The organism is Bifidobacterium sp. B4079 (genome assembly GCF_026537385.1).
Classification (GTDB): Bacteria; Actinomycetota; Actinomycetes; order Actinomycetales; family Bifidobacteriaceae; genus Bombiscardovia; species Bombiscardovia asteroides_I.
In genome coordinates this window covers 86,213-104,963 of the sequence record NZ_JAFNMH010000004.1, presented here as the reverse complement: position 1 = coordinate 104,963, position 18,751 = coordinate 86,213, and the positions used below count along the sequence as shown (strand labels likewise).

Annotated in this window: 15 protein-coding genes and 2 tRNA genes; 7 read left to right on the top strand and 10 right to left on the bottom strand. The window is 61.2% G+C overall.

The window, feature by feature from the left end; all coding sequences use genetic code 11:
* Window positions 1-2: 2 nt before the first annotated feature.
* The 3 genes from J3T95_RS08385 to J3T95_RS08375 form a co-directional block, all read right to left on the bottom strand.
* Window positions 3-812: a hypothetical protein gene (locus J3T95_RS08385; protein ID WP_267451098.1), complete on the bottom strand. Its 810-nt coding sequence runs from the start codon at window positions 810-812 to the stop codon at window positions 3-5.
* A 211-nt stretch (window positions 813-1,023) separates the two neighbouring features.
* The gene (locus J3T95_RS08380) at window positions 1,024-1,257 is read right to left on the bottom strand and encodes a DUF2188 domain-containing protein (RefSeq protein WP_220236652.1); all 234 of its coding nucleotides are present in this window, start codon (window positions 1,255-1,257) and stop codon (window positions 1,024-1,026) included.
* A 444-nt stretch (window positions 1,258-1,701) separates the two neighbouring features.
* Complete coding sequence (locus J3T95_RS08375; protein WP_267451097.1) at window positions 1,702-2,226, bottom strand: hypothetical protein; 525 nt, start codon at window positions 2,224-2,226, stop codon at window positions 1,702-1,704.
* A 233-nt stretch (window positions 2,227-2,459) separates the two neighbouring features.
* Here J3T95_RS08375 and J3T95_RS08370 point away from each other — a divergent pair, with 233 nt between their 5' ends.
* Window positions 2,460-2,630 (top strand): hypothetical protein, encoded by a 171-nt coding sequence (locus J3T95_RS08370; protein ID WP_267451096.1) that lies wholly within the window; start codon window positions 2,460-2,462, stop codon window positions 2,628-2,630.
* A 172-nt stretch (window positions 2,631-2,802) separates the two neighbouring features.
* On the opposite strand, the gene J3T95_RS08365 is transcribed toward J3T95_RS08370, so the two are convergent.
* Window positions 2,803-2,873 (bottom strand) — tRNA-Gly (locus J3T95_RS08365).
* 122 nt (window positions 2,874-2,995) lie between these two features.
* Complete coding sequence (locus J3T95_RS08360) at window positions 2,996-4,114, bottom strand: ROK family transcriptional regulator (protein ID WP_267444821.1); 1,119 nt, start codon at window positions 4,112-4,114, stop codon at window positions 2,996-2,998.
* A gap of 296 nt (window positions 4,115-4,410) precedes the next feature.
* Between J3T95_RS08360 and J3T95_RS08355 the strand changes: the two genes are divergently transcribed.
* Genes J3T95_RS08355 through nagA form a run of 4 tightly spaced genes read left to right on the top strand, consistent with a single transcriptional unit; the run spans window position 4,411 to window position 8,958 of the window.
* Window positions 4,411-5,715 (top strand): AGE family epimerase/isomerase, encoded by a 1,305-nt coding sequence (locus J3T95_RS08355; RefSeq protein ID WP_416378755.1) that lies wholly within the window; start codon window positions 4,411-4,413, stop codon window positions 5,713-5,715.
* A gap of 6 nt (window positions 5,716-5,721) precedes the next feature.
* Window positions 5,722-6,828: an ROK family protein gene (locus J3T95_RS08350; protein ID WP_267451095.1), complete on the top strand. Its 1,107-nt coding sequence runs from the start codon at window positions 5,722-5,724 to the stop codon at window positions 6,826-6,828.
* Window positions 6,825-7,613: a glucosamine-6-phosphate deaminase gene (gene nagB / locus J3T95_RS08345; RefSeq protein WP_267400982.1), complete on the top strand. Its 789-nt coding sequence runs from the start codon at window positions 6,825-6,827 to the stop codon at window positions 7,611-7,613. Before J3T95_RS08350 ends, nagB begins: the two co-directional genes overlap by 4 nt.
* Before the next feature lie 37 nt (window positions 7,614-7,650).
* Window positions 7,651-8,958, top strand: coding sequence for an N-acetylglucosamine-6-phosphate deacetylase (gene nagA / locus J3T95_RS08340; RefSeq protein WP_267451094.1), 1,308 nt, complete (start codon window positions 7,651-7,653; stop codon window positions 8,956-8,958).
* 186 nt (window positions 8,959-9,144) lie between these two features.
* Here nagA and htpX read toward each other — a convergent pair whose 3' ends face one another.
* The 5 genes from htpX to J3T95_RS08315 all read right to left on the bottom strand — a co-directional run bounded on the left by htpX (window position 9,145) and on the right by J3T95_RS08315 (window position 17,057).
* Window positions 9,145-10,080, bottom strand: a complete 936-nt coding sequence (htpX, locus tag J3T95_RS08335; RefSeq protein WP_267451093.1) for a zinc metalloprotease HtpX — start codon at window positions 10,078-10,080, stop codon at window positions 9,145-9,147.
* 137 nt (window positions 10,081-10,217) lie between these two features.
* Window positions 10,218-11,228 (bottom strand): D-alanine--D-alanine ligase family protein, encoded by a 1,011-nt coding sequence (locus J3T95_RS08330; protein WP_267451092.1) that lies wholly within the window; start codon window positions 11,226-11,228, stop codon window positions 10,218-10,220.
* 250 nt (window positions 11,229-11,478) lie between these two features.
* Window positions 11,479-12,945, bottom strand: a complete 1,467-nt coding sequence (locus J3T95_RS08325) for an FAD-dependent oxidoreductase (RefSeq protein ID WP_267451107.1) — start codon at window positions 12,943-12,945, stop codon at window positions 11,479-11,481.
* A gap of 118 nt (window positions 12,946-13,063) precedes the next feature.
* A complete protein-coding gene (locus J3T95_RS08320) occupies window positions 13,064-15,031 on the bottom strand; it encodes a heavy metal translocating P-type ATPase (protein WP_267451091.1) in 1,968 nt (655 codons plus the stop codon).
* Between the two features lie 172 nt (window positions 15,032-15,203).
* Window positions 15,204-17,057, bottom strand: coding sequence for a S1C family serine protease (locus J3T95_RS08315; protein WP_267451090.1), 1,854 nt, complete (start codon window positions 17,055-17,057; stop codon window positions 15,204-15,206).
* Between the two features lie 231 nt (window positions 17,058-17,288).
* Between J3T95_RS08315 and tgt the strand changes: the two genes are divergently transcribed.
* Together tgt and J3T95_RS08305 are read left to right on the top strand one after the other, a co-directional pair.
* Window positions 17,289-18,587, top strand: a complete 1,299-nt coding sequence (tgt, locus tag J3T95_RS08310; RefSeq protein WP_267451089.1) for a tRNA guanosine(34) transglycosylase Tgt — start codon at window positions 17,289-17,291, stop codon at window positions 18,585-18,587.
* Between the two features lie 56 nt (window positions 18,588-18,643).
* Window positions 18,644-18,726, top strand: a tRNA-Leu gene (locus J3T95_RS08305).
* Window positions 18,727-18,751 lie beyond the last annotated feature (25 nt).

The following is an 18,751-nucleotide window of genomic DNA, read 5'->3' as shown; positions in this document are numbered from 1 at the left end:
ATTCAATGCTGACTCATGAGCGGCTCGGCCTGACCACCCCACTGGCCCTGCAGTCCGGTCACCTGGGCCTTGCTGCCCACCACCATCCAACGCTTGCCGGTCAGCAGCCATAAATCCTGGGGCTGCAACCCGCCTCCGTAGCGGGAGAGCAGGTCGGGCACGCGGGCGCGGATAGGCCCTTTAGCCAGGGATGCCGCAGAGTCGTTATCGAAGACCACGTAGGCCATGGCCGTATCCGTGCAATACCGAGCTTGGGAGATGCCCACATAACCACCCAAGCCGATGTCATGCCAACCCGAAGCGCACTGGCCGGCAGCCTTGTCGATACCGCCGGTCATGGCCTGAGGCGAGCTGATGGGCGCGTCGTCACGCGCGGGGGCCTTGATGATGCCCTTGGGATAAGAGTTGGCAATAAGCAGGCCTGCCGCCGTCAAGAGCATTCCGCAAATCAAAAGAATAATGCCCGCCGAGCCTACCGATGGCCGATTCAGGACTGGTCCGGAGTGGCGGGCTATGACGACCAGGATTATGGTCAACAGGGCAAAGGCCACAGAGACGCCCACCCAAGCCGAGATGCCCACCTGGCCTATGACCCCCAGCCTGGAGGGTGCTATGGCATGGGCCAGCAAGGCCGCGCCCGCAAGAGCTGAGACCAGTCCTGTGACTGCTGCAAACCGACTCCAGATGTTGGCATGGGCTATCTGAATAGGACGCTCATCAATATCCGGGCGAGGAGGATAGGAGACTGGCAGACCCTCGTCATACCCGCTGTCCGCCAGCCGCTGATCCAGCTGGTTGAATCCATCGGCCATCGACCTCGCCACCTTTCACGGTTGGTTTCAGTCTATGGGGGCGGACACATGCAGACCAGCGACAGCGGCCAATGCTTCACCATCCCGACATCCTGCCGAGCTGATAGATGGGCATATCAGAAGCGCATAGCTGCTTATCGCTGGGACGTTCAGCACCAGCACAGGCCCGATGACGGCGAAAAGTCCCAGAGCTCAGTTGCTCAGTTGGCGTTCAGCCCTTGATGTCTCGAGGATCCTTCTTGCCTATGGTGCGCTTGTCGCGGATTTTATTGCCGCCCTTGTTATGGATGTTGACCTCACCGCCGCCTGACCGGTCTGCAAAGACCTTGGCCTGCTTGCTGGCCTCCGCCTTAGTAGCGAAAGTGCGGGAAACGCGTGAGGCCCCGGCCCGCTTGACTGTCCAGAGATCGCGATCCTCGTCGTATTGCACGTGATAATCAGCCATGATGGCCGTCCTTTCCATACTTCCCTGTACCCCCTCATCTTCCAATGCCCGACCTAAGGCACCGTGCTTCGACACACCAGAATTTCCAGGATTATTATTCGCTAACGATGATGCTGACAAGGACCTTTCGCCACCGTTGACCACCTTGCAGCTTCTAAATCAGATGCAGAGGGGTCGATTAGGGACAAGAATATGGAAAACAATCACTATGAGGTGATTCAAGCGGGACGAAACTATGGAGGTCTGGTTACCCAGTTGGGTGGACTGGAATGGATACATAATCAGGCAAGATGGGTACATCTCAGTTAACGTTGATATTGTGCGGATGCGAGCAGGTTGCCTCTTGCGGTTATAGACGCGCTTGTTCCGCCGAGATGGAAGGCGGTGTACCCAGGATTCGCCAATGGCCGTTTCTCGCCGTTGGAGGTGCGGAGCGGAGCGGTGTCAGCTTGCTGACATGGTACGGACACCTTTGAGCGTCAAGGTGATGGCTCCGTCGGCGCTGATGGTGACTTCGAGGAGGCGCTCCATCAACTGGCCGGCAGGTGTCGCGCCGACACAGTCGCGGGCCGAGATGACACGCACCGGGTCGTAGATTTCTTCACGGGAAACCGGCCTTGGATATAGCTTCCTCGCATCGGACGCGGCAAGCAAAGACAGCGCATATGCCTCGATCAGACGCGGAGACACAAACGAAGCCACGCTATGATTCGTACTTTCTTTTGTCGTAGTCAGCCGCCTTGGGGATCGCGCAGTCGAATCTTTCACAGATAAGAAACGCTTCAGTGAAAACTGCCTTTTATGTGGAACAACAACAGCGGGAATGGAACGAAGCAGCTGCATGCGGCCTTTCATACCTAATTGATGCTGCAGCCTTGCGACTACGACAAGCGGGAACGGAAAGCGCACAAAGCAGACGAAAATATGAAGCAAACCGACCTTCGCCACATGATCCACGTACCCGTTCATACCGAGATTGCCCTATGGTTTCTAGGCTTAACTCTGTTACTGCCAATGGCTGGGTATGGTATAGCAAAATTCCTATTCAGCTCTTTACGGCATTCCCACATGCCGTTGATTTTGCGTCAGACACCTGGGTGGACAGGATAATTGCGACGACTGTTATAGCTTGTCTGCTGGCTGATAAGCGGTATCGTCCATCTTGTCGCCTTCTATAAAAGAAAGTCGCGCAAAGCTCGGAAATGGTGGAACGTCGTCGCAAAAACCTGCTTGTTTCAGTGACGTTGATCGTCTTATTGCATAGTCTGGCTGGGATGCTGTTTCTCTCGATAGACGCCAGCGATATCCTCGGTGAGCAAACGCCGATGCTGACGCTCTTGCTCACCGACTATAAGCCAATCAGCTTCATCTAACATCTAACGATATGGATTCGCAGGGAATGCAGCATATGCCCGAGCAAGGGCATATGCTGCATCCTTAGCAGGAGGCGATCAGCATTAGACGCACTCAGGAGTTTATCTTTGACAAAGTTGAAAATCTCCCAAACCCAAATGTCAATGCCAGTGGCGAATTCCTAAAAAGGAGAGCGGGCGACGGGAATCGGACCCGCCTCTGAAGCTTGGGAAGCTTCCATTCTACCAATGAACTACGCCCGCAAATTGGCTACCGGGGTCAGACCTCGGCCAACCGCATGCGAGTCACCATGGTAGCAGGTCTCGGCGATGTGCGCGAATCACCAACTCCGGGTGCGGCTGCGAAACAGGTCTTCAATCAACTTTCAGACGGTGCCGTCAGGCTCAATCAGGTCGGCCACCACTGTGGAGCAGGCCCCAAGCAAGGCGGCATCCTCACCCAGGGCCGAGCGGTCAACCACAAGGGGCCGCCGGAAATCAGTGGCCAGGGCATCGTTCATGGTTTTCTCCATAGCACTCAGGAAGATGCGGTTGACCACCCTGGAGTCGCCCAGAACAGCCACGCGAGGAATGTCCATAAGGCCGGCAGACATGGTCAGAACACGGCCCAGCAGTTCACCGGCCCGGCGCAAAATGCTGGCCAGATTGTCAGGATCCTTGTCCATTGCAGCAGTCAGCTTGGGAACGCTGATCAGCGATTCCAGGCAGCCGCGCTTGCCGCAACGGCACTGAGGACCAGTGGGATCCACCACCACATGGCCGATCTCGCCGGCCGCACGGTTGCAACCGGTCACCAGCTCGCCGGAAACCAGCAACCCCGCCCCAACTCCGTCGCCCAGATGGACCAGCAGTAGGTCAGATTGTCCTGAGCCGAACTGCTGCTCGGCCAGCACCTCGTTGTTAGCATCGTTGTTGACCGTTACCTCCAGGCCTGTCTTCTCATGCAAATAGCCGCGCAGGTCGGTCTGAACCCAGCCAAGGTTGGTAGCATCATCCACAACGCCTTCAGCACTGACGATGCCAGGACTGGATACGCCGATGCCCATGATGGGGTGGGCTGCCCGCTGCATCAATGAATCGGTCAGCTCCCCCACCAAGTCCAGGGGAACCTTGCCGTCAGCAGTCAGAGGGATCTCCTCACGCGCCACTACCTGCCCGGTCAGGTTGAGCACCGCCCCCCTGAAAACGTAGGGCGTGGAAAGGTCCAGGGCCAGGATACTGCGCCCGTCAGGATTGATGCGCAGCAGCCGTCCCCTCTTGCCCGGCCCGGTGGATTTGCTGTAACCCACCTCCATGAGCAGATGCTCGCCCAGCAGCTCGGCCACAATATCTGATATGGCGACCCTGGTCAGCCCTGAAGCACGGGCCAGATCAGCCCTGGTCATACTGACATCGGGATAGAGCAATCTGAGCAGGATTGCTCGATTGTGGTGCCGCACCGACTTGGGCAATGCCTTGGACAGGTTGCCGCTATTGCTGGTCATAATTCGCCTGACGATAGATAATGCGGGAACGGGGACCCGCCATGGGGATTGGGCCTTGAACCCCGTGACCATGCCCATCCATGCTTGCTCCTTATATTGTAAACATCCTTGCCCGGACAGATCCAGATCTCGCCATAACGGCATCAAACTGGTTCGTTTTCAAGACTACGCACTAGCATCATGGGCAAGACTACGGGATAGTCAGTAAAAAGTTCAGTTCCCTAACAATTACGTGTTAGGCTGTGAACAGATACCAGAAACAGCTGCATCCCTCGCTGAGCAAAGGAGCGATCGCCATGACCAAGACACCGAACCATCCGGGAGCCTCATCTTCCGCCATGAATCCCCGATACCTGCTGGGAAACGAAGCCAATCGCATCTTCATGGCGTCGCAGACCTACGGCTTCCTGGACTTCGGGCGCGGGTTCCCCACCGAGCAGGGCGGCGCCGGCTGGCTCAATGACGACGGCAGCATCGACCCAGACCAGGGAATCCAGACCTGGATCACCTGCAGAATGACGCACGTCTACGCCATCGGCAGCCTCCTGGGCTACCCGGGAGCATCACAACTGGTCCGCCGCGGCGTCCAGGCTCTTCAAGGAAACCTGCACGATGACGAACACGGCGGCTGGTACCCCTCGGTCTCCTGGCAGGGCCAGCCCGAGAGCGGCAAGACCTGCTACACCCACGCCTTCGTGGTCTTGGCTGCCTCTTCGGCCATGCTGGCGGGCGACTCCGATGGACAATCCCTGCTGGATCAGGCGCTGGAGATCTTCAACCGCTACTTCTGGGATGATGACAGGGGCCTGGCCGTCGACACTTGGGACAGCGACTTTACCCGGCTGGACCCCTACCGGGGGCTCAACGCCAATATGCACAGCACTGAGGCCTTCCTGGCCGTAGCCGATGCCACCGGCAAGGAGGAATACCGCGAGCGCGCCGGACGCATCATCGACCAGGTCATCGGCTGGGCCGAGAACAATCAGTGGCGCATCCCCGAGCACTTCAACAGCGATTGGCAGGCCGACCTGGACTACAACGAGGACGACAAGGCCGATCAGTTCAAGCCCTACGGGGCCACGCCGGGCCACGGAATCGAATGGGCCAGGCTGATTACTCAGTACGCATTAAGCAGGTTCGGTCAGGAGGCCGACCGCCGCCGCTACATTGAGGCAGCCGAGCACCTGTTCGCCAGGGCTGTGGAGGATGGCTGGGCCGCCGACGGGTCCGAGGGCCTGGTCTATACCACCGACTGGCAGGGCCGCCCGGTGGTCCACGACCGCATGCACTGGACCCTGGCCGAGGCCCTGAACACTTCGTCCACCCTCTACGCAGCCACCGGCAAGACCACCTACGCTGACTGGTACGCCACCTTCTGCAGCTACGTAGACCACTACCTGATCGACCACCAGGGCGGATCTTGGTGGCATCAGCTGAATGCCGACAACCACGTGATCGGCACGGTCTGGCCCGGCAAGTCCGACCTCTACCACGCCTTCCAATCCACCCTAATTCCCTACAACGACCCGGCGGTCTCCATCGCTACGGCCATCAAGCAGGCCTGCGGACAGGGATGGGCGAACCAGGCCCAGGCCCGCTAAAACCCCATGGCAGCATCGACCCCGCACCTCAGGGCGGGCACAAATAGCGTCCAGGCCGACCCGATCAGCCTAGGGATAGACATCGGCGGCACCAAGATCGAGGGTGTGGCCATGGACGGTAACGAACACCTGCTGGCCTGCCATCGGATCCCCACGCGCGAGGGCAGCCAAGCGGTTCATGACGACACAGTGATGCTTATCCGCCACCTGCTGGACCAGGTGGGTCCAAACCAGGGTCCGGTCACCGTAGGCTTAGGCATCCCGGGGCGAGTGGACGCCAATCGAGGGATGGTGGACGACGCGGTCAACTTAGGCATCCGCCACATGGCTCTGGGCCCTGCCGTCGCCAAGACGACCGGTCTGCCCGTCCGCGTCGAGAACGATGTGAACATCGCTGCTCTGGGAGCTGCCTCGCAGACTGGCGACACTCTGATGACCCCTGGAGCCACACCCCACTCCCAGGCTGCTCGGGACCAGGCCCGACGACCCGCAACTGAGCCTGGACGCGACGGCCCCAGGGCCCTGCCCGACCATGACGACCACACGGTGGCCTTCATCAACCTAGGCACTGGTCTTGCAGCGGGCATCATCAGCGGGGACCGGATCGAACACGGAGCCAGCGGGGCAATCGGCGAAATCGGCCACATCCCAGTAGATGCCCACCAGTTTCCCTGCAAGTGCGGCCAGCAGGGCTGTCTGGAGACCGTGGCCTCCGGCTCGGCCGCGCAGGCCCTCTGGCCGGGGATCGCGCACCCCTTGCCTGACCTTATCGCCCAGGCAGGCCAGGGGAATCAGCAGGCCCAGGATGTGCTGGACATCATTGGACATGGCATTGCCCTGGCCGTGCAGATCGTGGCCCTGACCATCGACCCCGCAGTCATCATCCTGGGCGGAGGCATGAGCAAAACCGGTCAGCCCCTGCTGGATCTGGTCACCGAACATCTGAATAGGAGCGCGGCCTGCAGCCACTTCATCGCCTCGCTGAGTCTGCCCGACCGGCTTCGTCTGGCCCCAGCCGACCTGCCCATCGCGGCCATCGGCGCCGCCCTGGCAGGACGCATGGCCGCCGATAGTCGCCCATCTGACTTTATTGGAAAGGAAACCGCATCATGACCGAAATCATCATCGTCAAGTCCCAGGAGGAAGCCGGCGAAATCTATGCCCGCTGCACGGCCGACCTGATCCGGCGCAAGCCCGACTGCGTGCTGGGTCTGGCCACGGGGTCCAGTCCACTGGCGGCATACCAGGCGCTTGCCAATCTGGTCCACAAGGAGGGAATCGACGTCTCCCAGGTGCGCGGGTTCGCCCTGGACGAGTATGCAGGGCTGGATCCGGCCCACCCCCAGTCCTACCGGTCCACCATCGACCGGACAGTGGTCGAGCCTCTGGGCCTGGACCCCGCCAAGGTGAGGGTACCTGATGGAAACCTGGACACCATCAAGGACGCTGGCCGCGTATACGACCAGGCAATCGAGGATGCCGGCGGCGTCGACCTGCAGATCCTGGGCATCGGCACCGACGGACACATCGGCTTCAACGAGCCCGGATCCTCCCTGGCCTCGGGCACCCGCATCAAGACCCTGACCGAGCAGACTCGCATCGACAACGCCCGCTTCTTCGACGATGACATGGACCAGGTGCCCACCCACTGCATCACCCAAGGAATAGGAACCATCCTCAAGGCACGCCAGTTGGTCCTTCTGGCCTTCGGCGCCGGGAAGGCGGAAGCCGTGGCCGAGAGCGTAGAGGGCGGCATATCGTCCTTCTGCCCAGCCTCCGCCCTCCAGATGCATCCTCATGCCACCGTGATCGTGGACGAGGCCGCCGCCTCACGCCTGCGCAACCGCGACTACTACAAGTGGGCATATGCCAACAAGCCTGACTGGCAATCCATCTGATCGTCCTGACAGGCAAAGTACAGAAGGCAAATCATATATGTCCAAGGAAGCATACGAGTCGGCAGGGCTCGCGGTCGAGTCATCTCTGAACGGACCTGCCCATCCCCTTGTCCTGACCGGCGCAAGGCTGATAGACGCCCGCGGCATCAGGGAAGCTAGCTGGATTCTGGCCCTGGATGGCAGGATTGAGCAGGTCGGGCAAGGCAGGGAGAGCCTGGAATCCGCCCTGAGAGCCGCTGGCCTGCCCAGCCTGCTCTCATTCTTTCAGCCTGGATCCGATAACCATGACGCGAATGCGAACGGTGTAGAGTTCATCGACGCGACCGGCTCCATCCTCACTCCCGGGTTCATCGACATCCACTCCCACGGCGGTTGGGTCCACTCCTTCGATGACGGAGACGAGGCCATCCGTACAGCCAGAGCCTGCCATATGGTCCATGGAACCACCAGGCAGGTGCTCAGCCTGATCACCAACCCAGTCGACACAATGTGCGTCAATCTGCGCTCGGTCAGGCGGGTCATGGACTCCAGACCCGACGTGCTGGGGGCCCACTTGGAGGGGCCCTTCATCGCCCTCTCCCGTAAAGGGGCGCACGATCCCAAGTGTCTACGCGACCCTGAACCTGCGGCCCTCGACAGTCTTCTGGAGGCTGCCGACGGTTGCATACGCCAGGTGACATTGGCCCCCGAGCGCGACCATGGCTACGAGGCCATATCCCGCCTGGCTGAGTCCGGCGTGGTTCCTGCGGTCGGCCATTGCGATGCCGACTACGACCAGACCCGCCGCGCCTTCGATGCCGGCGCCCGCATACTCACTCATGTTTTCAACGCCATGAACGGCATCCATCATCGTCAGCCAGGACCTGTTCCGGCCGCCGTGAAGGACCCCCGTGTCACGGCCGAGCTGATCAACGACGGTTTCCATGTCCAGGACCCCTGCGTCGACTTGGCCTTCAGGCTCTTTCCCCATCGGATAGCCCTGGTCACCGATGCCATGGAGGCTACCGGCTGCGAGGACGGTGCCTACAAGCTGGGCTCCCTGGATGTAACAGTAAAAGGCGGCCACGCCCGCCTGACCTCCAACGGAGCCATAGCTGGTTCAACCCTGACCCTGGATGTGGCAGTCGGCAGAGCCGTCCAGGCCATCGGTCTTCCGGCCCACCAGGCCGTGGAAGCCGCCACTCTGACACCATCCCGGGCTCTGGGGCTGGACCGTCCCAACCCGGTCACAGGTGCCCCACTGGGTCTGCTGGCACCCGGCTATGCAGCCGACCTCCTCCTCCTGAGCCCGGTCGACTGGTCCGTCAAAACCGTGGTTTGCAACGGGCGCAGAATTCAGATCTAAAGCACGGATAGCCAAAACCTCTGGTTACCAGCTACCTCTATGACGAGCTGGGTTCTTCGCAACTGAAAGCACCATTAAAAGCCTCTGCCTAGCATCTGGTCCTTCTGACCACTTCCGGAATATCGACAAGGGCAACGGGAAGGAGCCACCGCTATTGGCAGGCAGGCGCCTCAAGCCGCTGTTCTCTCAGTACCCCACCTGGGCTTCATGCCCGGAGTTCACCTGGGTCTGCCCTATCTCCTGACTCATCTGCATCAGGCGGGCTATGCGCTCCTCCGTGGGCGGATGAGTGGAGAAGAGCCTGCTGAACCCCTTGACCGAGAAGGGATTTTCGATCATCATGGCGGCGGCGCTCTGGGTGCCGGCAGTCTGAGGCATGGGCACAGCCTGAGACCCGTAGGATATTTTGTTCAACGCCGATGCCAGAGCCGCTGGGTCCCCAGTCAGCCGACTGCCGTCCTCGTCGGCGTCATACTCACGGGTGCGGGAAATGGCCATCTGGATCAAGGAAGCGCCCAGGGGGGCCAGAATCGAGCTGATCAGCACACCCAGGAGGCCGAAGACGCCGGAATCGTTATCCCTGTCCCTGCTGTCGCCGCCGAAATACATAAGAGAGTATCCCAGATAGGTGATGACCGTGGCCATGGCCGAAGCCACTGCAGAAGTCAGGATGTCATGGTTGTAGACGTGCATGAGCTCGTGGCCCAGCACCCCGCGGATCTCACGCTCGTTGAGGATTCGCAGGATTCCCTGGGTGCAGCAGACGGCGGCATGGCGCTCGTTACGGCCTGTGGCAAAAGCGTTGGGAGAGTCAGTGGGGGCGATGTATATACGGGGCATGGGCTTGCCTGCCCTCCCCGACAGTTCTCGGACGATACGGTAGAGGTCGGGAGCCTCCTGCTCGCTGACCGGCCGGGCATGCATGGAGGCGATCGCCACCTTGTCGGAGAACCAGTAGGACCCGAAAGTGGTGGCCAGGCCTATGAGGATATAGATGCCCAGAGTCCCCTGACGGCCACCCGTCAGCCACCAGATGAGCATGATAACGGCCCACATAAGGGCGAACAAAAGCGTCGTTTTCAGGCCGTTGAAATGTCCGTGAACCTTCAGCTTGCCATTCATGGACACCATGGTAGACAATGCTGCTGAATTTCTGCTGAACGAAGCCTGTACGTCCCACGGGTTTCATACACGTCAGACCCAGAAACACATACCCCGGGAGAAGCTTGACGGAGCAGTTTCATGAGCCAAAGAGCGATTTATTCCTTAGCCAGAGCCAGCTGACAGATCCGTTCGCATAGATCGCCAAAACTTATACCAGCTGCAGCTGCTGCCTTGGGCAGGAGGCTGGACCGCGTCAGACCGGGCAAAGTGTTGGCCTCCATGAACCAGATCTGTTCTTCTTCATCCACAATGAAGTCACTGCGGCTGTAACCGCTCAGTTTGAAAACCCGGTGAATAGTCTCGGCTCCCTCTTGGAGCCGTTCAGCCAAGCTTGCAGGTATTCGGGCCGGGAAGATCTCATCCACCCCGTCCTTCTGGTACTTTGAGGCATAGTCAAAGACCCGCCCATCCGGTTTGACGATTTCACCGACTGGAAGCGCAGAGTCGTCGATAACACTGACAGTGAACTCCCTGCCTGTGATGAAACGCTCTATGATGACCTGGCCATAGGCAGCCGCCTCCTGAATGGCAGCAGGCAGACCATCAGGATTGTCCACAATACTCAGGCCGATACTGGAACCTTCGGCATCCGGTTTGACTACTACTGGCCAGCCCAGACGATCCTCAACCTCAGTCGCGTCGACGGAGCCCGTCAACCATTCAGGCGTGAGGATGCCCGCACTTCCAGCCACCCTCTTCGAGAACTCCTTATCCATGGCCAGGCTACTTGCTGTGCTTCCCGACCCAGTGAACGGAATCTGAGCCAATTCTAAAAGGGCCTGGATCTGACCGTTCTCACCAGAGCCACCGTGTAGGGCCAGGAAGACCAAATCGCAGTCCAGGACAGCCGACGAAAGATTCACCTCAGAATGTGCACGTTTCAATGTCTCAAGCTGTTTGGCGCCTGGATGATTCTGGATGGAAGTCGATGCCGATGAAGAAAGGGCCAGCCTGCCTTCCTCCTCCAAACTCAATCTGCCGCGGGCACTGTCAACGGCGACGACCTCGTGGCCTCGTTCACGGAGCGCACGAATGACTTCAATAGCCGAAGCGACCGATACCTCGCGTTCGGTACTGGTCCCACCAAAGACGACAGCTATCCTCATCGTTCAGCCTCCTGGCTGTCCACTCACCTGCATGGTTCCACTTCATGGACTAGAGAATCTAGAGTGTGTTCGTCAACGCTTAACCGGCACACTCCTTAAGATAACGAATGCAAAGGGACGATTCAACCGTATAGGCGATTGAATACTCTACGAGATGCCCTCCCCGTGGTGCCGACCAAGAAAACAGGATTTGGACGAGGATTCATGAACCTCATCCAAATTCTGCCGCTGCCGACCCAGGACCGCTCGCTTACTCGCCGTGGGCAAGCTGGCGGAGCTGGTCGGGGTCGGTGACCTTGATGTGCTCACGGCCGACCTTGGCGCCCTCGGCCCGCTCATAAGCATCCACCCGCTTCCAGCCGGCGAAGTCGATAGGCTGGATGCCCTTGTCCGCCAGGAAGCGGTCAATCGAATCGTCGTCCCGGTCCTGGGCGAAGCGGCCATGATCCGGGCTGGCAGCCAGGTCATCCAGCATGTTGCCGATGGTCTCCAGGGCATCGGACTTGGTGGATCCGATCAGACCCACGGGCCCCCTCTTGGCCCAGCCCGTGGCGTAGAGACGGTCGATGGACCGGCCGCCCTGCCCCTCGGGAGCAGTGGTCACCCGGCCGTGGACGTTGGAGAGGGTGTAGCCGGAGAAATCGTATGGAATGCCAGGAACTTCGGCAGGCTTGTAGCCGATGGCGTGGTAGACGGCCTGAACCGGGTACTCCTCGTACTGGCCGGTCTCCTCCATGGTGCCCTCGGGCGTGACCCTGGTCTTCTCCACGCGAATGCCGGTCACTGTGCCATCCTGGCCGATGATTGCGGCAGGCATCCGGTAGAAGTGCATATAGAAACGGCGATCGGCAGGATTGCCCTCGAAGTCGACTCCGCCGTCCTCAGCCATGTCCTCGGCCATCTCCCTGATGGTGAAGAGCTCCTCCAGCATCTGCCGGGTCAGCTTGTCGGCACCGGCCCGATCGATTGTTTCCTGATCCAGGTCGAAGTCCTCCTCGTCGAGGACGATTTGCACCCCGGGCAGCTTCTCCAGTTCGCGCAGCTCCTGGACCGAGAACTTGGCCTGGGCCGGCCCGCGACGGATGAACATGTGCAGCTCGCGGGCCTGGTTGCCCTGAATCCCCTTGTAGACATTGTCGGGGATGTCGGTGCCCAGAAGGTCGTCGGCCCGGCGCATCAGGATTCTGGACACATCCATGGCCACGTTCCCGCCACCGATGACGGCCACCTGCTTGGCATCCAGGGGCCAATCCTGGTCAGCGTCGGGATAGCCGTCATACCACTCGACGAAGTGGGCGGCCCCGTGAACGCCATCAAGTTCATGGCCGGCGATCTCCAATGGGCGGTCGTCCACGGCGCCGGTGGCGAAGAGGACCACATCGTAGCGTTGAAGCAGATCATCCAGGTTAATGTCTCTGCCGAACTCCACATCCGCATAGAGGTGAATCTCAGGGTTGTCCAGCGTCTTCTCCAAGGCGCCTGCAATGTACTTGATGCTGGGATGGTCCGGGGCTACTCCATAACGGACCAGGCCGAAGGGAACGGGCAGCTTCTCAAACAGATCGATCCGGGCCCGGTCGCCCAGGCCCAATCCTGCACCCTTCTCCCGAAGCTGCCGCAACAGGATATCGGAGGCATAGACCCCTGCAGGCCCGGCGCCTATGACGGCTACGCGCAGCGGGGAGCCGGCTCCCTCGTCGCTGGCCGACGCAGGCATGGTGGAATCGTTGGCATTATTATCGCTCATGTTTGCCAGCCTAACGCAAAGCAACGGTCGGGAACAGAGCTGGCCGGGCTCCATCCCCGGGACTTTCACCAAGCGTCATGAAATGGCCTCAGCCCCGGTCTATCAGGGCAGTCAAGGCCCAGAGGATGGAAACCACGTCGATGGCCTCCTGCGTAAAGGCGCCGACAACCACCGGGATCAGGTCGAAGGCGGCGCAGAGCATGCCCACCGTGGCCAGGGTCAGCCCCAGCATGACCGCCTGGAGCATGACCCGCTTGGTCCTGCGGGCGATGGTGATCGACCTGGGCAGGCAGGCGATGTCGTCGTTCATGATCACGGCCTGGGCGGATTCGGAGGCGGCCGTGGTGGTCCCGTCGGTGATGGCCATGCCCACGTCGGCGGCAGCCAGGACCGGGGCATCGTTGACCCCGTCCCCCACCATCATGGTGATGGATTTAGTCACCGATTCACCTAGGAACTTGGACAGCCAGATGTCCCAGAGGGGCTGCCGGTTGGGCTCCTCCCTGGCGGCCTTGGCGATCAGATCGGCCTTGTCCTCAGGGAAAAGGCCAGCATGCACGTCGGTGATCCCCACTTGGTCGGCGATGATCCGGGCCGAGGCCTCCTTGTCTCCAGTGACCATGGATAGGCGGGTAATCCCCAGCTCCCGCAGCCGAGCGATGGTCTGAGCGGCATCCGACCTGGGCACGTCCTTCATGACGACTCGCGCGGCCAAGGCCCCGTCTATAGCGATGTAGGAGGCCATCTCGTCAGGAGCCAGGGGGCCGAATGAATCGCTTGGTTGCTCGCCAGCCACGAATTCGGCCCTGCCCACCTTGACCTGATGGCCGTCAACCAAACCCTGGACCCCATTGCCAGAGTCCTCCTGAACCTCCCGCGCATGCAGATGGACCTCACCGCTGCTCTGTGCACGCAAACGCTCCTGGACTGCGGCCCCGGCCTCGGCAATCCCGTTAGCCAGGATGTGAACCGAGTAGGACTCCACAGCGCCCGCCATAGCCAGAATCCGGTCCGTATCGACCTCCTGCCCCTCACCGTCAGGCAGATCGATTCGAACCACTTGGGGACGTCTGACGGTCAGCGTGCCGGTCTTATCGAAGAAAATGTGCGAAACCCGGCCCAGATTCTCAATCACGTCCTGGGTCTTGATCAGCAGCCCCGCCTTGGCCAGCCTTCCCGTCCCGGCCATGTAGGCCACAGGAGCGGCGATCAACAGAGGGCAGGGGGTGGCCAGGACCAGAACCTGGGCGAACCGGGTCGGCGCTCCGGAGATGATCCAGGCCACGCAGGCGATGATGAAGGCCACTACAGTGAAGGGCACCGCCATCAGATCGGCTGTTCTGACGACTGCAGCACGCGAGTTCTGGGCGGAGCGCACCAGGTTGAGGATTCGCTGGTACTGGGAATCCCGGGCCAGCTGCCGGGCCCGCATCAGGAAGGTGCCCGAACCATTGACCGCCCCGGACATGACCTGGGCATCCTGGTAGAGCCTGCGGGGCATGGGTTCGCCATTGATGGTGGACATGTCCAGGGTGGCGGCGGGACTGATCAGCTCGCCATCTACGGGCACGGTCTCGCCCGGCTTGACCACCAGGAGGTCGTTCAGACGGACCTTATCGACATCCACCGTGCTCCAGTCGCTCTCTTTGGGAAGGGTATGCTCCCCCTCCGGCAGATCTGCCTGGACCACGTGGGCCACCTGGGGGGCGGCCTGGACCAAGACGGTCATGTTGTTCTGCGCCTTGTTCCCGGCGTACTGTTCGATGGCGTCACCGGAATAGAGCATGAGGACCACAGCCCAACTGGCCCAGTATTGCCGAACGGCGAGCGTGGAGAGGATGGCTACCACGGCCAGGATGTCCACGCCCACGTGGCCCTGACGCACGTCATCGATCATCCCCTTGAGGGTGTCAACCAGCGAGACGGCCACCAGGACGGCGACCAGCCATTGGGCAGCCTGGCGATAGGGGTGCCAGAGCAGGCCCATGGCCAGTCCGCAGGCCAGAACCACCCAAAGCATGGGGACCTTCTTGGCGAAACGCAGAATTCTTGACATGACCACTTCCCCGATCCGGACTTGTCGATCCGTCGACCGCAGCCGGATTACAGCTCTCTTGTCCTCTTGCACATCAAGCCTATACCGCGCCAGAGCCAGTGATGGATGGCGGAAACGACAGGGGGCCGCACCCGCCGTGTGACGGGTGCGGCCCCCTGGGTTCAGTCCCGGATCACTGCCCGAAGAAGAAGCGGAAGGGATCCATGGAGTCATCGTCATCGCCCGAACCGCCCTGGTCGGAGCCACCGTCCTGGCCACTGCCGTCCGAGTTCTTCCTGTTGGTCCTGGGCTTGCCCTGGACGTTCTGCTCCTCGCTGTCAAGCGTGGCATTCACCTCGGCGGTCTTGCCGTCGCGCACCACGGTGATCTTGACCGAGTCACCGAAAGCGGCAGCCCTGACGAAGCCCAGCAGGGAGTAGTTGTTGTTGACGGCATGGCCATTGAAGGCCACGATGGTGTCGCCGACCTTGATGCCGGCCTTGTCCGCCGGGGAACCTGAAACCACATTGGTGACCTTGGCGCCGCCGCGGGTGACCCCGTCGGCCTGGGCTGTGCTGCTCTGGATGGTGACCCCCAGGGAGACGTGCTTGGCCTTGCCGTCCTTGATGATTTCATCGGCAATCCGCTTGACCAGGTTGGATGGGATGGCGAATCCGATGCCGATGGACCCTGCCTCAGACTTGGAGGAGGCCATGGAGGCAATGGAGGAGTTGATCCCGATGACCTCACCGGCCGCGTTGAAAGTGGGGCCGCCCGAGTTGCCGGGGTTGATGGCCGCATCCAGCTGGACCGCGTTGGTCACGATGGGGTTGTTATTGCTCTCGTCCATGACCGAGACCGGGCGGTTCAGAGCCGAGACGATGCCAGTGGTGGCCGTATTCTCGTAGCCCAGGGGGTTGCCAATGGCCATGACGTTCTCGCCCACGGCCAGCTTTTCGGAGTCGGCGAACTTCACTGGCTTCAGGTCGGAAGGCGCCTGATCCAGGCTGAGGATGGCCAGATCGGCTGTGGTGTCGGTACCGACAACCTTGGCCGTGTACATCTGCCCGTTGGAGAGGGTGACATGGATCTCCTGGGCGCCATCGACCACGTGGTTGTTGGTGACCACATGGCCCTGGGTGTCGAAGACCGCGCCCGATCCGGCCCCGACCCCGCTCTTGGTCTGCACCTGGATGGAGACCACGGACTCGGAGACCTGCTTGCTGATGCCCTGCCAGTCAGGAGCCTGCCTGCCCTCGACCTTGGCCGTGCCCTGGCCCGAGGAGTTAGAGGAGACCCCGCTGAGCGAGGAGGACGAGGGCAGGGTGATCCACCCGTTGGACAGAGCCGCCCAGCCCAGGCCCAGCATGAGGGCTGCGGCCACCAGGGCGGCCACCACGGCGGTAAAGACATACTTGCCCGTGCCGCTCATGCTGCTGCCGGCATTGTTGGCAGGACCGGGCCGACCGTTGGGGCCGCCAGTTCCGAAGGGCACGAAGGGCCCCTGGCTGGCGGGTCGGCCACCCTGGGGGTTCTGACTGGCATTCTGGCGAGGCTGGCCATTCTGACCGAACTGGCCTGGCTGTCCATATTGTCCGAAGAAGCCCTGCCGAGGACCAGAGCCATACCCCTGGTTGGACTGCTGGTTGGACTGCTGCTGACCCTGATTGTTGGCAGGTGGACGCGAGCCTGCGGGAGCATAAGCACCATACTCGGGCGCTGGCCGATAGTAAGGCTGCTGCTGCGTCTGCGCATCCTGCCCCGCAGTCGAGCCACCGGAGGCGGAGGCTGAGGTCCCGGTGCCGCTACTGTCATTCGACGCATTTTCTGTAGTCGCGGGCCGTGCATTGCCACCAGGCATGGCAATAGGTGTCGTGGGCCTCTGGTCCCCTTCTTCTGGCGCGGGGACCTGAGCAGAGCCGGTCTGGTCCGCGGAAGTTCCCGTCTCCTGCTCTTGATCGGCGGCCCCGCGCTCGATGTGGCTTGGCTGCCAGGACTGGCCGTCATCGCCGCCCTTCCAAGGGTCGGCCTTATGCTCTTCAGCCATTTCTGCTCCTTCGGATCGATGCCGCTGCCTGCTATTCGGTCACGCTTGTCAATCTACCCCGTCGCCCGCGCTTTTGCTGTTTCCGGCTAACAGGCGAAGCGGATCCTCGCATGCATTGCTTCTAAGTCTAGGGCCGAAAGGCTGAATGTTGTCTGGACATTGGATGAAAGTCACATCGACTATACACAGGGCGGCAGCGGGACGGTTGGATGTCTTGGATACAGTGGAGCCATGAGCCTGATCACCAACCCGCTGGGAGCCGCACCGGGCCGACCCGGCGACCGTGCCGCTTTCTCATTCGAGACCCTGACCCGCCTGCCTGACAGCCCGGAAGGCTTGGGACGCAATGGCCGCCGCTACGGCCGCACCGGCATCATCCACACTCCTCACGGAGACATCCACACCCCCGCATTCATCCCCGTGGCCACCCAGGCGGCCATGAAGGCCGTCTTGCCCGAGCAGATGCGGCAGCTGGGCGCCCAGGTCCTTCTGGCCAACGCCTTCCACCTGTTCGAACGCCCCGGCCCTGACATCCTGGACCAAGCTGGAGGCCTGGCCCGGTTCATGAACTGGGACGGCCCCACCTACACCGACTCGGGCGGCTTCCAAGTCCTCTCGCTGGGGGCGGGATTCAAGAAGACCCTGGCCATGGATGTGACCGGCATGAAGTCAGACCAGGTGATCGCTGAAGGCAAGGAGCGCCTGGCCTTCGTGGACGAGGACGGGGTCACCTTCAAATCCCCGCTCAACGGCGACCGGCACCGCTTCTCGGCTGAAATCTCCATGGGCATCCAGCACCGCATCGGAGCCGACATCATGTTCTCCTTTGACGAGCTGACCACCCTGATGAACACCCGCACCTACCAGGAGCAGTCGGTGGAGCGCACCTTCCGCTGGGCCAAACGCTGCGTGGACGAGCATCGCAGGCTGACCCAGACGCGGACCGGCAAGCCCTACCAGGCCCTGTTCGGCGTGGTGCAAGGGGCCAACTACGAGGATCTGCGACGGCGCGCGGCCCGCCAGATCGCCTCCCTGGACTTCGACGGCGTGGGCATCGGAGGCGCCATAGAGAAACGGCTGCTGGGGCAGACCTGCGCCTGGATCTGCGACGAAATGCCCGAACCCCGCCCCAGGCACGTGCTGGGCATCGCGGCTGTGGACGACATCTTTGCCGGCGTGGAGAACGGCGGAGACACCTTCGACTGCGTATCCCCCGCCCGTTGCGGCCGCAACGGAGCCGTCTTCACCCGTGGCGGCCGCTGGAACATCAAGCGCGCCCAGTTCAAGGCTGATTTCAGACCCATCGAGGAGGACTGCGACTGCTACACCTGCACCCACTACTCCCGGGCCTACATCGACCATCTGCTTCGAGCCCATGAGCTCAACGGCTACACGCTGGCCACCATCCACAACGAACGCTTCTTCGTGAGGCTGCTGGACGAAATCCGCCAGTCCATCGACGGCGGCTACTTCGACGAGTACAAGAAGGAGACCTTGACCAGGTTCTACGCCCACGGATCCAAGGGCTGAACCAACACGCCATTATTGCGCCGCGCAGACAACCGTGCTAACCTTTCCAGATGTCTGCGAACGTGGCGGAATGGTAGACGCGCTGTCTTCAGGTGGCAGTGAGCTGATGCTCGTGAGGGTTCAACTCCCTCCGTTCGCACGAAACAAGACGCCGTCGACAAGGA

Bases quoted from the DNA above. Each gene is read 5' to 3' on its own strand.
- htpX (WP_267451093.1), bottom strand. From the start codon at position 10,080: ATGAATGGCAAGCTGAAGGTTCACGGACATTTCAACGGCCTGAAAACG.
- J3T95_RS08330 (WP_267451092.1), bottom strand. From the start codon at position 11,228: ATGAGGATAGCTGTCGTCTTTGGTGGGACCAGTACCGAACGCGAGGTA.
- J3T95_RS08370 (WP_267451096.1), top strand. From the start codon at position 2,460: ATGGTGGAACGTCGTCGCAAAAACCTGCTTGTTTCAGTGACGTTGATC.
- J3T95_RS08385 (WP_267451098.1), bottom strand. From the start codon at position 812: ATGGCCGATGGATTCAACCAGCTGGATCAGCGGCTGGCGGACAGCGGG.
- J3T95_RS08355 (WP_416378755.1), top strand. From the start codon at position 4,411: ATGACCAAGACACCGAACCATCCGGGAGCCTCATCTTCCGCCATGAAT.
- J3T95_RS08380 (WP_220236652.1), bottom strand. From the start codon at position 1,257: ATGGCTGATTATCACGTGCAATACGACGAGGATCGCGATCTCTGGACA.
- nagB (WP_267400982.1), top strand. From the start codon at position 6,825: ATGACCGAAATCATCATCGTCAAGTCCCAGGAGGAAGCCGGCGAAATC.
- J3T95_RS08320 (WP_267451091.1), bottom strand. From the start codon at position 15,031: ATGTCAAGAATTCTGCGTTTCGCCAAGAAGGTCCCCATGCTTTGGGTG.
- tgt (WP_267451089.1), top strand. From the start codon at position 17,289: ATGAGCCTGATCACCAACCCGCTGGGAGCCGCACCGGGCCGACCCGGC.
- J3T95_RS08350 (WP_267451095.1), top strand. From the start codon at position 5,722: ATGGCAGCATCGACCCCGCACCTCAGGGCGGGCACAAATAGCGTCCAG.
- J3T95_RS08325 (WP_267451107.1), bottom strand. From the start codon at position 12,945: ATGCCTGCGTCGGCCAGCGACGAGGGAGCCGGCTCCCCGCTGCGCGTA.
- J3T95_RS08360 (WP_267444821.1), bottom strand. From the start codon at position 4,114: ATGACCAGCAATAGCGGCAACCTGTCCAAGGCATTGCCCAAGTCGGTG.
- nagA (WP_267451094.1), top strand. From the start codon at position 7,651: ATGTCCAAGGAAGCATACGAGTCGGCAGGGCTCGCGGTCGAGTCATCT.
- J3T95_RS08315 (WP_267451090.1), bottom strand. From the start codon at position 17,057: ATGGCTGAAGAGCATAAGGCCGACCCTTGGAAGGGCGGCGATGACGGC.
- J3T95_RS08375 (WP_267451097.1), bottom strand. From the start codon at position 2,226: ATGAACGGGTACGTGGATCATGTGGCGAAGGTCGGTTTGCTTCATATT.